This window comes from Pseudomonas sp. OVF7 (assembly GCF_030644265.1).
In the GTDB taxonomy this organism is placed as follows: Bacteria; Pseudomonadota; Gammaproteobacteria; order Pseudomonadales; family Pseudomonadaceae; genus Aquipseudomonas; species Aquipseudomonas gorinensis.
Genome location: NZ_CP128996.1, coordinates 2,894,569 through 2,909,672 on the forward strand (window position 1 = coordinate 2,894,569; position 15,104 = coordinate 2,909,672).

Annotated in this window: 12 protein-coding genes; 7 read left to right on the forward strand and 5 right to left on the reverse strand. The window is 61.3% G+C overall.

From position 1 onward, the window contains the following. The first annotated feature begins 17 nt into the window (after positions 1–17). Together pta and QU606_RS13370 are read left to right on the forward strand one after the other, a co-directional pair. Positions 18–2,117 carry a phosphate acetyltransferase gene (gene pta / locus QU606_RS13365; protein WP_024073325.1) on the forward strand — a complete coding sequence of 700 codons (2,100 nt, stop codon included), beginning with the start codon at positions 18–20 and terminating at the stop codon, positions 2,115–2,117. Beyond that, positions 2,118–3,017, forward strand: a complete 900-nt coding sequence (locus QU606_RS13370) for an acyltransferase (RefSeq protein WP_168232466.1) — start codon at positions 2,118–2,120, stop codon at positions 3,015–3,017. 116 nt (positions 3,018–3,133) lie between these two features. On the opposite strand, the gene cysN is transcribed toward QU606_RS13370, so the two are convergent. From cysN to QU606_RS13385, 3 genes are all read right to left on the reverse strand, one after another. Continuing rightward, positions 3,134–5,032: a sulfate adenylyltransferase subunit CysN gene (cysN, locus tag QU606_RS13375; protein ID WP_069075209.1), complete on the reverse strand. Its 1,899-nt coding sequence runs from the start codon at positions 5,030–5,032 to the stop codon at positions 3,134–3,136. 13 nt (positions 5,033–5,045) lie between these two features. Beyond that, a complete protein-coding gene (cysD, locus tag QU606_RS13380) occupies positions 5,046–5,963 on the reverse strand; it encodes a sulfate adenylyltransferase subunit CysD (RefSeq protein ID WP_024073322.1) in 918 nt (305 codons plus the stop codon). A 186-nt stretch (positions 5,964–6,149) separates the two neighbouring features. Continuing rightward, the gene (locus QU606_RS13385) at positions 6,150–6,908 is read right to left on the reverse strand and encodes a Nif3-like dinuclear metal center hexameric protein (RefSeq protein WP_024073321.1); all 759 of its coding nucleotides are present in this window, start codon (positions 6,906–6,908) and stop codon (positions 6,150–6,152) included. Between the two features lie 102 nt (positions 6,909–7,010). Between QU606_RS13385 and algW the strand changes: the two genes are divergently transcribed. Together algW and QU606_RS13395 are read left to right on the forward strand one after the other, a co-directional pair. Then, complete coding sequence (gene algW, locus QU606_RS13390) at positions 7,011–8,165, forward strand: Do family serine endopeptidase AlgW (RefSeq protein ID WP_024073320.1); 1,155 nt, start codon at positions 7,011–7,013, stop codon at positions 8,163–8,165. Positions 8,166–8,277: 112 nt separating this feature from the next. Further along, positions 8,278–10,374, forward strand: a complete 2,097-nt coding sequence (locus QU606_RS13395) for a TonB-dependent siderophore receptor (RefSeq protein WP_277379127.1) — start codon at positions 8,278–8,280, stop codon at positions 10,372–10,374. A gap of 280 nt (positions 10,375–10,654) precedes the next feature. Here the strand turns inward: QU606_RS13395 and hemH are convergent, their stop codons facing one another. Beyond that, on the reverse strand, positions 10,655–11,680 hold the full coding sequence (gene hemH, locus QU606_RS13400; protein WP_150292368.1) for a ferrochelatase: 1,026 nt from the start codon (positions 11,678–11,680) through the stop codon (positions 10,655–10,657). A 14-nt stretch (positions 11,681–11,694) separates the two neighbouring features. Further along, on the reverse strand, positions 11,695–12,594 hold the full coding sequence (locus QU606_RS13405; protein ID WP_024073317.1) for a TIGR01777 family oxidoreductase: 900 nt from the start codon (positions 12,592–12,594) through the stop codon (positions 11,695–11,697). A gap of 225 nt (positions 12,595–12,819) precedes the next feature. On the opposite strand from QU606_RS13405, the gene QU606_RS13410 reads away from it, so the two are divergent. The 3 genes from QU606_RS13410 to QU606_RS13420 all read left to right on the forward strand — a co-directional run bounded on the left by QU606_RS13410 (position 12,820) and on the right by QU606_RS13420 (position 15,096). Then, on the forward strand, positions 12,820–13,806 hold the full coding sequence (locus QU606_RS13410; RefSeq protein ID WP_069075212.1) for an NAD(P)/FAD-dependent oxidoreductase: 987 nt from the start codon (positions 12,820–12,822) through the stop codon (positions 13,804–13,806). Next, the gene (locus tag QU606_RS13415) at positions 13,803–14,018 is read left to right on the forward strand and encodes a TIGR02450 family Trp-rich protein (protein WP_024073315.1); all 216 of its coding nucleotides are present in this window, start codon (positions 13,803–13,805) and stop codon (positions 14,016–14,018) included. The genes QU606_RS13410 and QU606_RS13415 overlap by 4 nt, the downstream gene beginning before the upstream one ends. A gap of 112 nt (positions 14,019–14,130) precedes the next feature. Then, a complete protein-coding gene (locus tag QU606_RS13420; RefSeq protein WP_024073314.1) occupies positions 14,131–15,096 on the forward strand; it encodes a DUF523 and DUF1722 domain-containing protein in 966 nt (321 codons plus the stop codon). Positions 15,097–15,104 lie beyond the last annotated feature (8 nt).

Sequence of the window (15,104 nt, forward strand, 5' to 3'; positions counted from 1 at the left end):
ACCTCCAGAGAATTCGCATGCAGACTTTTTTTATCGCGCCCACCGATTTTGGTGTGGGTCTGACCTCCATCAGCCTCGGGCTGGTGCGTACCCTTGAGCGGGCCGGACTGAAAGTCGGGTTCTTCAAGCCGATTGCCCAGCCGCACCCCGGCGATACCGGCCCCGAGCGTTCCACCGAACTGGTGGCCCGCACCCACGGCCTGAAACCGCCCCAACCTCTCGGCCTGGCCCACGTAGAGCGCATGCTCGGCGATGGCCAGCTCGACGAGTTGCTTGAAGAAATCATCACCCTTTACCAACAGGCTGCCGTGGGCAAGGACGTGCTGATCGTCGAAGGCATGGTGCCGACCCGCAGCGCCAGCTACGCGGCCCGGGTCAACCTGCACCTGGCCAAGAGCCTGGATGCGGAGGTGATCCTGGTTTCCGCTCCAGAAAATGAAGTACTCACCGAACTCTCCGGCCGCGTGGAATTGCAGGCCCAGTTGTTCGGTGGCCCGAAAGACCCGAAAGTCCTCGGCGTGATCCTGAATAAGGTGCGCACCGACGAAAGCATGGAGGCCTTCTCGGCCCGCCTGAAAGAACATTCGCCGTTATTGCGCAGCGGCGATTTCCGCCTGCTGGGCTGCATCCCCTACCAGCCGGAACTCAACGCGCCGCGCACCCGCGACGTGGCCGACCTGATGGGCGCGCAAATCCTCAATGCCGGCGACTACGAAACCCGGCGCATGACCAAGATCATCATCTGCGCGCGCACCATGCGTAACACCGTGGAGCTGCTCAAGCCCGGGGTACTGGTGGTAACCCCCGGCGACCGTGACGACATCATCCTCGCCGTCAGCCTGGCCGCGATCAACGGCGTGCCCCTGGCCGGCCTGCTGCTGACCAGCGATACCCTGCCCGACCCGCGCATCATGGATCTGTGCCGCGGCGCGTTCCAGGCTGGGCTGCCGGTTTTGTCGGTGAGTACCGGTTCCTACGAAACCGCCAACCTGCTCAACAACCTCAACAAGGAAATCCCCATCGATGACCGCGAGCGCGCGGAGATCATCACCGATTTCGTCGCCAGCCACCTCGATGCGCGCTGGCTGCACCAGCGTTGCGGCACGCCACGGGAGATGCGCCTGTCGCCGGCGGTGTTCCGCTACCAACTGATCCAACGCGCCCAGGCGGCCAACAAACGCATTGTGCTGCCCGAGGGCAGCGAGCCATTGACCGTCCAAGCCGCCGCCATCTGCCAGGCCCGGGGCATCGCCCGCTGTGTGCTGCTGGCCAAGCCGGCTGACGTGGAAGCGGTCGCCCGCGCCCAAGGCATTGAATTGCCCGAAGGCCTGGAGATTCTCGACCCGGACCTGATCCGCCAACGCTATGTCGAGCCGATGGTGGCGTTGCGCAAGAGCAAAAGCCTCAACGCACCGATGGCCGAGCAGCAACTGGAAGACACCGTGGTAATCGCCACCATGATGCTGGCCCTGGACGAAGTGGACGGCCTGGTTTCCGGGGTTATCCACTCCACCGCCAACACTATTCGCCCGGCCCTGCAACTGATCAAGACCGCGCCGGGCTGCACCTTGGTGTCGTCAGTGTTCTTCATGCTGTTCCCCGAACAAGTGCTGGTGTACGGCGACTGCGTGATGAACCCGCACCCAAGCGCTGCCGAGCTGGCGGAAATCGCCCTGCAAAGCGCTGAATCGGCGGCCGCGTTCGGTATCACCCCGCGGGTGGCGATGATCAGCTATTCCAGCGGTGACTCGGCCAGCGGCGAAGAAGTGGAAAAAGTCCGCGAAGCCACCCTGCTCGCCCACGAACAGCAAAGCTCGCTGCTGATCGACGGCCCGTTGCAATACGACGCCGCCGCCAACGAAAACGTCGCCCGGCAACTGGCGCCCGACAGCCTGGTAGCCGGCAAGGCCACCGTGTTCGTATTCCCCGACCTGAACACCGGCAACACCACCCACAAGGCGGTACAACGCAGCGCCGATTGCGTCAGCCTGGGGCCGATGCTCCAAGGCCTGCGCAAGCCGGTGAATGACCTGCCGCGCGGCGCCCAAGTGGATGACATCGTGTACACCATCGCCCTGACGGCGATTCAAGCCGCCAACCGACCTATGGATATCTAAATGCTGGATTTTCTACCTGCCGCCGCGCGCGGGGTGATCGCTTCGCTGTTGTTGGCGCTGAATACGATCCTGTTGTGTTCGTTCCTGTTTGTCGTCGCGCTGTTCAAGGCGCTGCCGTTCGCCAAGCGCTTCAGCGAGTGGCTGATGAACCACACCCATGAAGCCTGGGTCACCAACAACAAGGGTTGGATGAACCTGGTGCGCCGCACCCGTTGGCACCTTAAAGGCCTTGAAGGCCTGGACTACCAGCACTCGTACCTGGTGACCAGCAACCACCAGAGCTGGGTCGACATCATGGTGCTGCAATACGTGCTCAATCGACGGATTCGCCCGCTCAAGTTTTTCCTCAAGCAGGAGCTCATCTGGGTGCCGGTGATTGGCCTGGCGTGGTGGGCGCTGGGTTTTCCTTTCATGAAGCGCTACACCAAGGCCTACCTGGAAAAACACCCGGAGAAGAAAGGCAAAGACCTGGAAACCACCCGCAAGACCTGCGCGAAGTTTCGTGACAACCCGGTAGGTATTTTCAACTTTGCCGAAGGCACGCGCTTTACGCCGGGCAAGCACGCGCAGCAGAACTCGCCGTTTCGCTACCTGCTCAAGCCCAAGGCCGGTGGTATCGCATTTGTCCTGGATGCCATGGGTGAACAGTTGAAGTCACTGGTCAACGTGACCATCCACTATCCCGCCGGACGCCCGGGGTATTGGGACTTGCTGTGCGGGAATGTGCAGGACGTGGTGGTGCAGTTTGAAGAGGTGCCGATTCCGGCCGAGTTCATTGGCAAGAATTATGAGCAGGATGGGGAGTACAGGACGGCGTTCCAGGGTTGGATCAACACGCTATGGGAAGACAAGGATGCGCTGCTGGGCAGGCTCCACACCGAATACCCAGACAAACATTGATCAAAATGTGGGAGGGGGCTTGCCCCGATGGCAGTGTGTCAGTCAGTACATGCTTTACTGACCCACCGCTATCGGGGGCAAGCCCCCTCTCACAGTTGACCGCGCTCGATCTTGAATTAGATCGCGCCGCGCTGACGCAACAGCTCCAGCACTTGCTTGACGCTGTCTTCCAGGGACAGTGCCTGGGTGTCGATCACCAGGTCGGCATTCAACGGCACGTCGTAAGGGAACGACTCGCCCGGGATATTATCCCCACCCGCCGCGTACAACCCTTGCGGATCACGCTCAGCGCACACCAGCGGCGATGCCTGCACGTAGACCGTCAGCAAGCGATCGGCACCGATCAGCGCCTTGGCCTGTTCACGCCCTTCGGCGTCCGGTGCAACGAACGCGGCCAGGGTCAGCAGGCCGGCTTCGTTGAACTGGCGCGCGACATGCGCCGCACGACGCCAGTTCTCGGTACGCCCGACACGGTCCTGCGGCAGGCCTTTGTTGAGGTCGTGACGCAGGTTCTGGCCATCCAGTACGAACACTGCACGGCCCATGTCGAACAGCCTGCGCTCAACCGCGTAGGCCAAGGTGCTTTTACCTGCGCCTGACAGGCCGCTGAACAACACGGTGGCAGGCTGCTGACCGAAACGCTGCGCGCGCTCTTCGGTGGACACGTGGGCCAACTTGCCATGCTGCGCCGCACTGCCGTGGGTCACGGGCGGTGCGATGATCATGCCTGCGGCCACGGTGCCGTTGGTCAAGCGGTCGATGACGATAAACGCGCCGGTGGTGCGGTTGCTCGCATAGCCGTCCAGCGCAATGGCGGCGTCAAGGCTGACCTTGACCCGGCCAATCTCGTTCAATTGCAGAGCACTTGCCGGGCCTTCGGCCAGGGTGTTCACGTCCACACGGTGCACGATGTTGGTGATAGAGCCCGGCACGTAGCTGGTGGCACGCTTGATGTCGTATTTCTTGCCCGGCAGCATCGGCTCTTCAGCCATCCACACCAGCATGGCGTCAAAAGCGTCGGTGACTTGCGGCACGTTATCGGCATGCACCAGCAAGTCGCCACGGGAGATGTCGATCTCGTCTTCCATGGTCAGGGTCACGGCCTGGCCGGGGCCTGCGTGTTCCAGTTCACCTTCGAAGGTGACGATGGATTTGACGCGGCTGCTCTTGCCTGACGGCAGCACCACGACTTCGTCGCCCTTGTGCACAATGCCGCTGGCCAGGGTGCCGGCAAACCCGCGGAAGTTCAGGTTCGGACGGTTGACGTACTGCACCGGGAAACGCAGGTCGGTGTAGTTGCGATCGTTGGCGATCTCGACAGTCTCGAGGATCTCCATCAGGGACTGGCCGGTGTACCAAGGCGAGCGCTCGCTCTTGTTCACCACGTTGTCGCCCTTGAGGGCCGACATCGGCACGAACGCCATGGTGCTCGGCTTGAAGGCGATGCCATCGGCGAACTTCAGGTAGTCGGCCTTGATCTGCTCGAACACGCGCTCGTCGAAGCCGTTGAGGTCCATCTTGTTGATGGCGATCACGATGTGCTTGATGCCCAGCAACGAGGCAATGAAGCTGTGGCGACGGGTCTGGGTCTGCACGCCGTAGCGCGCGTCCACCAGGATGATCGCCAGGTCACAGGTGGATGCACCGGTGGCCATGTTGCGGGTGTACTGCTCATGGCCGGGGGTGTCGGCGATGATGAATTTGCGCTTGGCGGTGGAGAAGTAGCGGTACGCGACATCGATGGTGATGCCCTGCTCACGCTCGGCCTGCAGGCCATCGACCAGCAAGGCCAGGTCGATGTCGTCACCGGTGGTGCCGACCTTCTTCGAATCGCGGGTGATGGCTTCCAGGTGATCTTCGTAGATCATCTTAGAGTCGTGCAGCAGGCGCCCGATCAGGGTGCTCTTGCCGTCGTCGACGTTGCCGCAGGTCAGGAAGCGCAACATTTCCTTGCGCTCGTGCTGGCCCAGGTAGGCGAGGATGTCCTCGCTGATCAAATCAGATTGATGCGACATTGGTGACAACCCCTTAGAAATAACCCTGACGTTTCTTGTCTTCCATCGAGCCTGCGCCATCGTGGTCGATGACCCGGCCCTGGCGCTCGGAAGTTCGCGTCAGGAGCATTTCCTGAATGATGTCCGTCAGCGTCTCGGCTTCGGACTCCACCGCGCCCGTCAACGGGTAGCAGCCAAGGGTACGGAAACGTACTTTCTTTTTGACGATGCGGGCTTTGTCTTCGTCGGACAAGTGCTCAAGGATGCGGTCGTCGTCGATCATGATCAGCGTGCCGTTCTTCTCGATCACGTCGCGCTCGGCGGCGAAGTACAGCGGCACGATCGGGATACCTTCCAGGTAGATGTACTGCCAGATATCCAGCTCGGTCCAGTTGGACAGCGGGAACACACGGATCGACTCGCCCTTGTTGACGTTGCCGTTGTAGACGTTCCACAACTCCGGGCGCTGGTTCTTCGGGTCCCAGCGGTGCTTGCTGTCACGGAACGAGTACACGCGCTCTTTGGCACGGGATTTCTCTTCATCGCGACGGGCACCGCCAAAGGCTGCGTCGAAACCATATTTGTCCAGAGCCTGCTTGAGGCCCTCGGTCTTCATGATGTCGGTGTGCTTGGCACTGCCGTGGGTAAACGGGTTGATGCCCTGCGCCACGCCGTCCGGGTTGACATGGGTGATCAACTCCAGGCCCAGCTCTTCAACCATGCGGTCGCGGAACCGGTACATTTCCTGGAACTTCCACTGGGTGTCGACGTGCATCACCGGGAACGGCAGCTTGCCCGGGAAGAACGCCTTGCGTGCCAGGTGCAGCATCACGGCGGAGTCTTTACCGATCGAGTAGAGCATCACCGGGTTGTCGAACTCGGCGGCGACCTCGCGGATGATGTGGATGCTTTCCGCCTCCAGCTGTTTCAGATGCGTCAGTTTGTCGACCATGGCTACTCACGGAAAAACGATCTTATGGACGGCCTGCGGGCCGTGTTCGAGCGGGGCATGCTAGCACAGCACCTTCTTCTATTCAGGGAGCGATCTAGATCGAAACGGTATATGAATATACTCCCAGGTTTGACTCATCCGACTCATGAACATCGCCCTACCTCCCACCGGGTTGATGGGGGTTAGTCAGATCGGGTTGGGGCAATCGATGAACAGGTGCTCCAGGGCGAAACGCCGCGCCAGGTAATCGCCCAGCGCCTGCACACCATAGCGCTCGGTGGCGTGATGGCCGGCCGCGATAAAGCTGATGTCGTTTTCCCGCGCGCTGTGGAAGGTCTGCTCGGAGGCTTCGCCGCTCAGGAACAAGTCGACACCGGCGGCAATCGCCTGGTCGATATAGCCCTGGCCGCCGCCCGTGCACCAACCGACGCGGCGGATCATCTCGCTGCCTTCGATCAACAGGGGCTCACGGCCCATGACATCCTGCACGCGTCGGGCGAAATCGCGGGGCGACAGGGGTTCGGCCAGGGAACCGACCAGGCCGACGATCTTGAGGTTGTCGGGGTCCAGTGGGCCTTCGACGGTGATGTCCAGTTGACGCGCCAGTTGCACGTTATTGCCGACGTCTGCGTGCAGGTCCAGCGGCAGGTGATAGGCCAGCAGGCTGATGTCGTGCTTGAGCAGGGTTTTCAGGCGGCGTTGCTTCATGCCGGTGACGCAGGGGTTCTCGCCCTTCCAGAAATACCCGTGGTGCACCAGCACCAGGTCGGCCTGCGCCTCGACGGCAGCATCCAGCAATGCCTGGCTGGCGGTCACGCCGCTGACGATGCGCATCACTTGCGGACGCCCCTCTACCTGCAGGCCATTGGGGCAGTAATCGGCAATTCTTGCGCTGCCAAGGTAGCGGTCCGCTTCCTCGACGAGGGTGCTCAAAGCAACGGCCATAAAAGACTCCTAAATATCCCGTTCAGAGGCGCTCGCAGCCTCGTATAATGCGCGACATTATGGGCGCTCTCCCGCCCCCTGCAACCTGTCAGGACTTACTTGATGCTCAAGGCACTGCGTTTTTTCGGATGGCCATTACTGGCTGGCGTGCTGATCGCAATACTGATTATTCAGCGTTTCCCCGAATGGGTGGGCTTGCCCAGCCTTGATGTGAACCTGCAACAGGCCCCGCAAACCAGCGCGGTAGTACAAGGCCCGGTGACTTACGCGGACGCGGTGGTTATTGCTGCCCCCGCGGTGGTCAACCTGTACACCACCAAAGTCATCAACAAACCTGCGCATCCGTTATTTGAAGACCCGCAGTTTCGCCGCTATTTCGGCGACAACGGGCCCAAGCAACGGCGCATGGAGTCCAGCCTCGGCTCGGGCGTGATCATGAGCCCGGAAGGCTACATCCTCACCAACAACCACGTGACCACCGGCGCCGACCAGATTGTGGTGGCCCTGCGTGACGGGCGTGAAACCCTGGCCCGCGTGGTGGGCAGCGATCCGGAAACCGATCTGGCCGTCCTGAAGATCGACCTCAAGAACCTGCCGTCCATCACCCTGGGACGCTCCGACGGCCTGCGCGTGGGCGACGTGGCATTAGCCATCGGCAACCCGTTCGGCGTGGGCCAGACCGTCACCATGGGCATCATCAGCGCCACCGGGCGTAACCAGCTGGGCCTGAACAGCTACGAAGACTTTATCCAGACCGATGCGGCGATCAACCCGGGCAACTCCGGCGGCGCGCTGGTGGACGCCAACGGCAACCTGACCGGTATCAACACGGCGATTTTCTCCAAGTCGGGCGGCTCTCAGGGCATCGGTTTTGCGATACCGGTCAAGCTGGCGATGGAAGTGATGAAGTCGATCATCGAGCATGGCCAGGTGATTCGCGGCTGGCTGGGCATTGAAGTGCAACCGCTGACCAAGGAACTGGCTGAGTCGTTCGGCCTGACCGGGCGCCCAGGCATCGTGGTCGCCGGGATCTTCCGCGACGGCCCGGCGCAGAAAGCCGGCCTGCAATTGGGCGACGTGATCCTCAGTATCAATGGCGAACCGGCCGGTGATGGTCGCAAGTCGATGAACCAGGTGGCGCGGATCAAGCCGACCGACAAGGTGACGATCCAGGTGATGCGCAACGGTAAAGAGATCAAGCTGCTGGCGGAAATCGGCCTGCGCCCACCGCCTGCGCCGGTGAAAGAAGAGGAATAAACCACAGCGCCAGGTACCCGTGCGCGGGTACCTGTAAGCTCATATTTCAAAGCAAATTCATTCTCATTAGACATGTTATATTGTTTCAATATCGTTATTGGAACGCTCTATCATGCCGTCTCGAAAACTTGCCCCCTTGGCTGGCCTGGCCTTGGGTTTGCTGCTCGACCCCGCCGCCGCTGAAGAAAACACCGTTGAACTGGAGACCATCAGCGTCACTACCGACGCCTACGAATCCGCCACCGGCCCGGTCAAAGGCTACCGTGCCACCCGCTCGGCCAGCGCGACCAAAACCGACACCGCCCTTCGCGACATCCCACAGTCCATCAGCGTGATTCCCGCCTCGGTACTCACGGACCTGGGCAGCACCAACGTGGAACGCGCCCTGGAGTTTGCCGGCGGTGTGTCCAAGCAGAACAACTTTGGCGGCCTTACGCTCTACGAATACAGCGTGCGCGGCTTCACCACTTCGGAGTTCTACCAGGACGGCTTCAGCGCCAACCGGGGCTACCCAAGCACACCGGACGCGGCCAATATCGAACGTATCGAAGTGCTCAAAGGCCCGGCCGCCAGCCTGTATGGTCGCGGCGATCCCGGCGGCACTGTGAATATCGTCACCAAAAAGCCTCAGCCTGAAGCCTTCACCACCCTGCAAACCAGCGCCGGCAGTTGGGACCGTTATCGCACCGCTGTCGACGTCAATACGCCGCTGGACAGCGAGGGCAACCTGCTGTCGCGGATCAACCTGGCGGTGGAGGACAACCACAGCTTCCGCGATCACGTCCAGAGCAAGCGCGTATTTGTCGCGCCCTCATTCAGCTGGCAGCTTGACCCGGACACCCGCTTGCTGGTGGAAAGCGAATTCGTACGCCACAGTTCCACCTTCGACCGCGGCATCGTCGACGCCCCAGGCGTATCGCGCTCCACCTTCCTCGGCGAACCCAACGACGGCGATATTGATAACCACAACAACCGCATCCAGGCCACCCTTGAGCACCACCTCAACGATGCCTGGAAACTGCGCCTGGCCAGCCACTACAAACAAGGGAGCCTGTGGGGCGATGCATCGGAAAACCGTGCGCTGAATACCGACGGCCACACGGTTGATCGCCGCTACCGCGAACGCTCCATGGGCTGGCATGACAGCATTACCCAGCTTGAGCTCCGGGGATTGTTCGATATCGGCAGTTGGCAGCATGAATTGTTGATCGGTACCGAATACGAGGACTACCGCAAGAAGGAGCGCGTGACCGCAATTGCCGGCAGCCGCTACACCATCGACCTCTACAACCCGGTCTACGGTCAGCCCAAACCCAACGGCGCACGCTCCGGTACCGACTTCTTCGAACAGACCAAAAGCCAGGCGCTGAACCTGCAAGACCAGATCCTCTTCACCGACCGCCTGCGCGGCATGATCGGCGCACGCGTGGAGCATTTCGAACAAAGCACCGACGACTTCACCCGCAACCACACCAAGAGCCGACAGACCCACACTGCCCTTACCCAACGCGCCGGCCTGCTCTATCAGCTCACGCCTGAACTCGGCGTGTTCGCCAACGCCTCGACGTCGTTCAAGCCCAACAGCGGTCTGGATATCGACGGTAAATCCTTCAAGCCGGAGGAAGGTGTGGGGTATGAAGCGGGGATCAAGAGCGAGCTGTTCGACGAACGCCTCAGCGCCACCCTCGCCGCTTTTCATATCGAGAAGGAAAACGTGTTGGCCCTGGACCCGGCCACCAACACCAACCGCGCCATGGGCAAGGCACGCAGCCAGGGCTTTGATCTGCAAGTGACCGGGCAGGTGACCGACGCGGTGCGCGTGATTGGCGCCCTCGCCTACATCGACGCGGAAGTGACAAAGGGTGACAAAACCATCCCGACTGGCAGCCGCATGCTCGGCGTAGCCAAGCGCAGCGGCAGTCTGTTGGGCGTGTATGAATTCCAGGATGGGGCATTGCGCGGTTCAGACCTGGGTGCGGCCCTCACCTACGTGGGTGATCGCTCGGGTGAAGCCGGTGGCCGCTTCGAGCTGCCCGCCTACCACACCGTCGACCTGCTCGCGCATTACAAGGCCACGGACAACGTCACCGTGGGGCTGAACTTGAACAACCTGTTTGATGAGAAATACTACGAGCGGTCCTACAGCAGCTATTGGGTCAATCCGGGTGAACCGCGCAACTTCACCGTGAGCCTGACCCTCAACCTGTAACACGATCAAGCCTGTGGGAGGGAGCTTGTCCTAATGCCAGTCAGCTAAGAGATAGAACAAGCAAACAGCAACCTGTGACGAGCGGGCTTGCCCCGCGTCGGGCTGCGCAGCAGCCCCAATCAATCGGAATGCGGAGTATCAGGCACTCCTCAGCGGCTGGTTCTGGGGCTGCTGCGCAGCCCAACGCGGGGCAAGCCCGCTCGCCACAGCAAAGCCCGCTAGCCACAGTTACAGCGTTCTTCCTTAACTAACTGGCATGAGGGCCTGCCCCTCTCCCACATTACAGTGCAACGGGCGCCCGCTCGCACAGGGTATTGAGCGCCACCGCCCACTGCTCGCTGTCATTCAGGCACGGCACCAGCACCAACTCCTCGCCCCCCGCTTCGCGGAACTGCTCGCTGCCGCGATCGCCGATTTCTTCCAGCGTCTCGATGCAATCGGCGACAAACGCCGGGCACATCACCAGCAACTTTTTCACCCCTTGCTGGGCCAACGCCTCAAGGCGTGCCTCGGTATAGGGTTCGATCCACTTCGCACGGCCCAGGCGCGACTGGAAGGCCACCGACCACTTGCCATCCGGCAAGCCCAGGCGTTCGGCGAAATCCCGGGCAACGCTGAAGCACTGCGCGCGGTAGCAGGTGGCAAGCACCTCAGGCGAGGCGTTCTTGCAGCAATCGGCATCCTTGAAACAATGCGCGCCAGTAGGGTCGAGCTTTTTCAGATGACCTTCGGGCAGGCCGTGGAAACTCAGCAACAAGTGATCGTAGTGCTCTTCTATATAAGGGCGAGCACTGGCCGCCAGCGCGTCGAGGTATTCCGCCTGATCGTAGAACGGTTGCAGGATCGAGAATTGCACGTTGAGCTTCTTATCGCGCACCACCCGCCGGGCCTCTTCGATCACCGTGGTCACGGTGCTGTCGGCAAACTGCGGGTACAACGGCGCCAGGGTGACGTTCTGAATACCCTGGGCGGCCAGGCGAGTCAGGGTGGTTTCCAGGGACGGCTCGCCATAGCGCATCGCCAGCTCCACCGGACCCTGGGTCCACTGCGCAGTCATCTGCTGTTGCAGGCGCCGGCTGAGCACCACCAGCGGCGAGCCCTCGTCCCACCAGATCGAGGCATAGGCATGGGCAGACTGCTCAGGACGCTTGATCAGGATCAGCGACACCAACAGGCGCCGCACCGGCCATGGCAGGTCGATCACATAAGGGTCCATCAAAAACTGATTGAGGTAGCTGCGCACATCGGCCACCGAAGTAGACGCCGGTGACCCCAGGTTGACCAGTAACAACGCGTGATCCGTCATGCAACATCCTATCTCTAGAGGCGGCTGGACAAGTCGTCCAAGGCCGCCTTCAACTCAGTGAACTGGAAAGTGAAACCGGCGGCCAACAGGCGCTCGGGTAAAGCTTTCTGGCCGCCCAGCAACAAACCGGACAACTCCCCCAACCCGACCTTCAATGCGAAGGCTGGCATGGGCATGAACGCCGGGCGGTGCAGCACCTGGCCCAACGTCTTGGCAAACTCGCGGTTACGCACCGGGTGCGGCGCGCAGGCATTATAAGGACCACTGGCGTCCCCCTGGTGCAGAAGAAAATCAATCAGGGCGATTTGATCCTTGATGTGCACCCATGGCATCCACTGCCGACCATTACCAATAGGCCCGCCCAGCGCCAGTTTGAACGGCAGCAACAACCGCGACAAAAAGCCGCCCTCAGCCGCCAGTACCAGCCCGGTACGCACCAGCACCACGCGAATGCCCAGCGCCTCGGCACGCTGGGCGGTTTCTTCCCAGGCGATGCACAGCTGGCTGGGGAAATCGTCCTGCACCGGGCCACTGGCCTCGGTCAATTCGCGCTCACCACCATCGCCGTACCAACCTACGGCCGAACCGGAAATCAACACCTGCGGCTTGTGCGCCAGGCCTTCCAGCCATGTCAGCAGGGTTTCGGTCAGGCTGATGCGGCTGCTCCACAACAATGCCTTGCGTTTGTGCGTCCAGGGACGATCGGCGATGGGCGCGCCGGCGAGATTAATGACCGCGTCCACCGGGCCGATAACCTCTTGCAAGCGGGCAACACCCCGCACGGCGTCGCCGCACACGTTGGCGACTTGTGCAGGTTGACGGCTCCACACCGTCAGGTGATGACCTTGCGCCAGCCAGTGTTGGCAGAGTTGACGGCCGATCAGGCCGGTACCGCCGGTCAGCAAAATATGCATGGGACGCTCCTCATGTAACGTTCGCCGCCGATCACTGGTCTATTTTATAAGCAGGGATCAATTTGTAATCGGGCGTGACATTGGTTTAAGCAGACGGGTTTAGCCTCAGTCTTAACCATAGGCCACGCCAAACGATCAGGTACGCCAAAACTTATACCAAAAAACAATATTGTACAGCTATTGGTGTCGGCGTAGTCTGTACCCAACGGTAAAACGAGGCCTCCCATGACTGTCCCCATCGCGATCATCGGTACCGGCATCGCCGGTCTCTCCGCCGCCCGAGCGTTACGAGACGCCGGGCACGTTGTACAACTCTTCGATAAAAGCCGCGGCAGTGGTGGCCGCATGTCCAGCCAGCGCAGCGATGCCGGCGCGTTGGATATGGGCGCACAGTATTTCACCGCCCGCGACCGACGCTTCGTCAACGAAGTGCAGCGCTGGCAAAGCAACGGCTGGGCCGAGCAGTGGACACCGCAGCTGTATAACTTCAAATCCGGCCAGCTCACGCCCTCCCCCGATGAACAGACCCGCTGGGTCGGCACACCGCGCATGAGCGCCATCACCCGCGCGCTGCTCGACGACCTGCCGGTGGAGTTCGGTTGCCGGATCACCGAGGTATTCCAAGGCAAGCACCACTGGAACCTGCTGGATGCCGACGGCGGCAATCATGGGCCGTTCAGCCACGTGATCATCGCCACGCCCGCCCCCCAAGCCACCGCCCTGCTGGCCGCCGCGCCCAAGCTGGCGGGTGTCGCTGCCAGCGTGAAAATGGACCCGACCTGGGCCATCGCCCTGGCCTTCGACAAACCCCTGGATACGCCGATGGAAGGCTGCTTCGTGCAGGACAGCCCGCTCGACTGGCTGGCACGCAACCGCAGCAAACCGGGGCGCGACGCCACCCTCGACACCTGGGTATTACACGCCACCAGCGCCTGGAGCAGGGCGCACCTGGACCTGTCCAAGGAAGCGGTGATCGAACACCTGCACGGCGCCTTCGCCGAACTGCTGCACAGCGCCATGCCCGCGCCTTCCTTCAGCCTGGCGCACCGTTGGCTCTACGCACGACCGTCCAGCGCCCATGAGTTCGGCGTACTGGCCGACGCCGACCTGGGCTTGTACGTGTGTGGTGACTGGTGCCTATCAGGCCGGGTGGAAGGTGCCTGGCTCAGCGGCCAGGAAGCCGCGCGACGCTTGATCGAGCACCTGCGATGAACCGCGTCAATCCTGCCAAATTGCTGCTGTCGAAATGGACAGCAGCAAGCCCGCGCAACAAGGAAAAGCACTTCCTCGTCACTGAACTGTTTCGCGACGACGAAGGCACCGTGCTGGACATCGAGTTGCAAGCCGTGATGACCCGGCGTACAGAGCGCCTCGCCTGGCAAACCCTGCAAAACGCCGAGAATTGGCACATCGGCTGGAAATAGCCTGCGCAAAAATACTTGTACAAATAATTTGACTTGTACAGCGCCAAACCTATGATGAGATTTAGTTGTACAGGTTCTACACCTTGTACAGGAATTTTGCAGAGGTTTGGCCATGCCCACTACCCCGTCCTTCAAGCCGAAAATTGGCATCAGTGCCTGCCTGCTGGGCGAGACCGTACGCTTCAATGGCGGCCACAAACAATCCCATCTGTGCAGCGAGGTGCTCGCCGAGTATTTCGACTTCGTGCCGCTGTGCCCGGAAGTGGCGATCGGCCTGGGCATTCCCCGTGAAACCATTCGCCTGGTGGGCGATGCCGAACAGCCACAGGCCGTTGGCACGGTGCACCGCGAACTGAACGTCACTGCGCCGCTTGACGCATACGGCCGGAAAATGGCCGCCGAACACACTGACCTGTGCGGCTACATCTTTATGCAGAAGTCGCCCTCGTGCGGCCTGGAGCGGGTCAAGGTGTACCGCGAGAACGGCGCACCGGTGGACGGCGGCGGCCGCGGCATCTACGCCCAGGCGTTTTGCGCTCGCCACCCGAACCTGCCCGTGGAAGAAGATGGCCGCCTGAATGACCCGGTCCTGCGGGAAAACTTCCTGGCGCGCGTCTTCGTCTACGCCAGCTGGCAACGACTGCTGGCCGAGGGCCTGACCCGCCACCGCTTGCTCGCCTTTCACTCGCGCTACAAGTATTTGCTGATGGCCCACAGCTTGATGCATTACAAAAGCCTGGGCCACCGGCTCGGCAGCATGTCCAAGGATGCCAACCTCGACGAATTGGCGGCCTGCTACTTCAGTGACCTGATGACCGGCCTGAAAAAGTGCGCCACCCGCGGCAGCCACACCAATGTGCTGCAACACATCAGCGGTTACCTCAAGCAGGTCATCAGTGCCGATGACAAACAGGAAATGCAGACCGTCATCGGCCAGTACCGCCAAGGCATCGTGCCACTGGTGGTGCCGTTGACGCTGCTCAAGCATCACTTTCGCCTCCATCCGGATCGCTACATCGCGCAGCAGGCCTACTTGCAGCCGCACCCGGAAAATCTCAGCCTGCGTAATGCGATCTAACCCATGAA

What these genes read in the sequence shown, in the direction of transcription:
- cysN (WP_069075209.1), bottom strand. Translation starts at nt 5,032, where the DNA reads ATGTCGCATCAATCTGATTTGATCAGCGAGGACATCCTCGCCTACCTG.
- QU606_RS13385 (WP_024073321.1), bottom strand. Translation starts at nt 6,908, where the DNA reads ATGGCCGTTGCTTTGAGCACCCTCGTCGAGGAAGCGGACCGCTACCTT.
- QU606_RS13420 (WP_024073314.1), top strand. Translation starts at nt 14,131, where the DNA reads ATGCCCACTACCCCGTCCTTCAAGCCGAAAATTGGCATCAGTGCCTGC.
- QU606_RS13395 (WP_277379127.1), top strand. Translation starts at nt 8,278, where the DNA reads ATGCCGTCTCGAAAACTTGCCCCCTTGGCTGGCCTGGCCTTGGGTTTG.
- QU606_RS13405 (WP_024073317.1), bottom strand. Translation starts at nt 12,594, where the DNA reads ATGCATATTTTGCTGACCGGCGGTACCGGCCTGATCGGCCGTCAACTC.
- cysD (WP_024073322.1), bottom strand. Translation starts at nt 5,963, where the DNA reads ATGGTCGACAAACTGACGCATCTGAAACAGCTGGAGGCGGAAAGCATC.
- pta (WP_024073325.1), top strand. Translation starts at nt 18, where the DNA reads ATGCAGACTTTTTTTATCGCGCCCACCGATTTTGGTGTGGGTCTGACC.
- algW (WP_024073320.1), top strand. Translation starts at nt 7,011, where the DNA reads ATGCTCAAGGCACTGCGTTTTTTCGGATGGCCATTACTGGCTGGCGTG.
- hemH (WP_150292368.1), bottom strand. Translation starts at nt 11,680, where the DNA reads ATGACGGATCACGCGTTGTTACTGGTCAACCTGGGGTCACCGGCGTCT.
- QU606_RS13370 (WP_168232466.1), top strand. Translation starts at nt 2,118, where the DNA reads ATGCTGGATTTTCTACCTGCCGCCGCGCGCGGGGTGATCGCTTCGCTG.
- QU606_RS13410 (WP_069075212.1), top strand. Translation starts at nt 12,820, where the DNA reads ATGACTGTCCCCATCGCGATCATCGGTACCGGCATCGCCGGTCTCTCC.
- QU606_RS13415 (WP_024073315.1), top strand. Translation starts at nt 13,803, where the DNA reads ATGAACCGCGTCAATCCTGCCAAATTGCTGCTGTCGAAATGGACAGCA.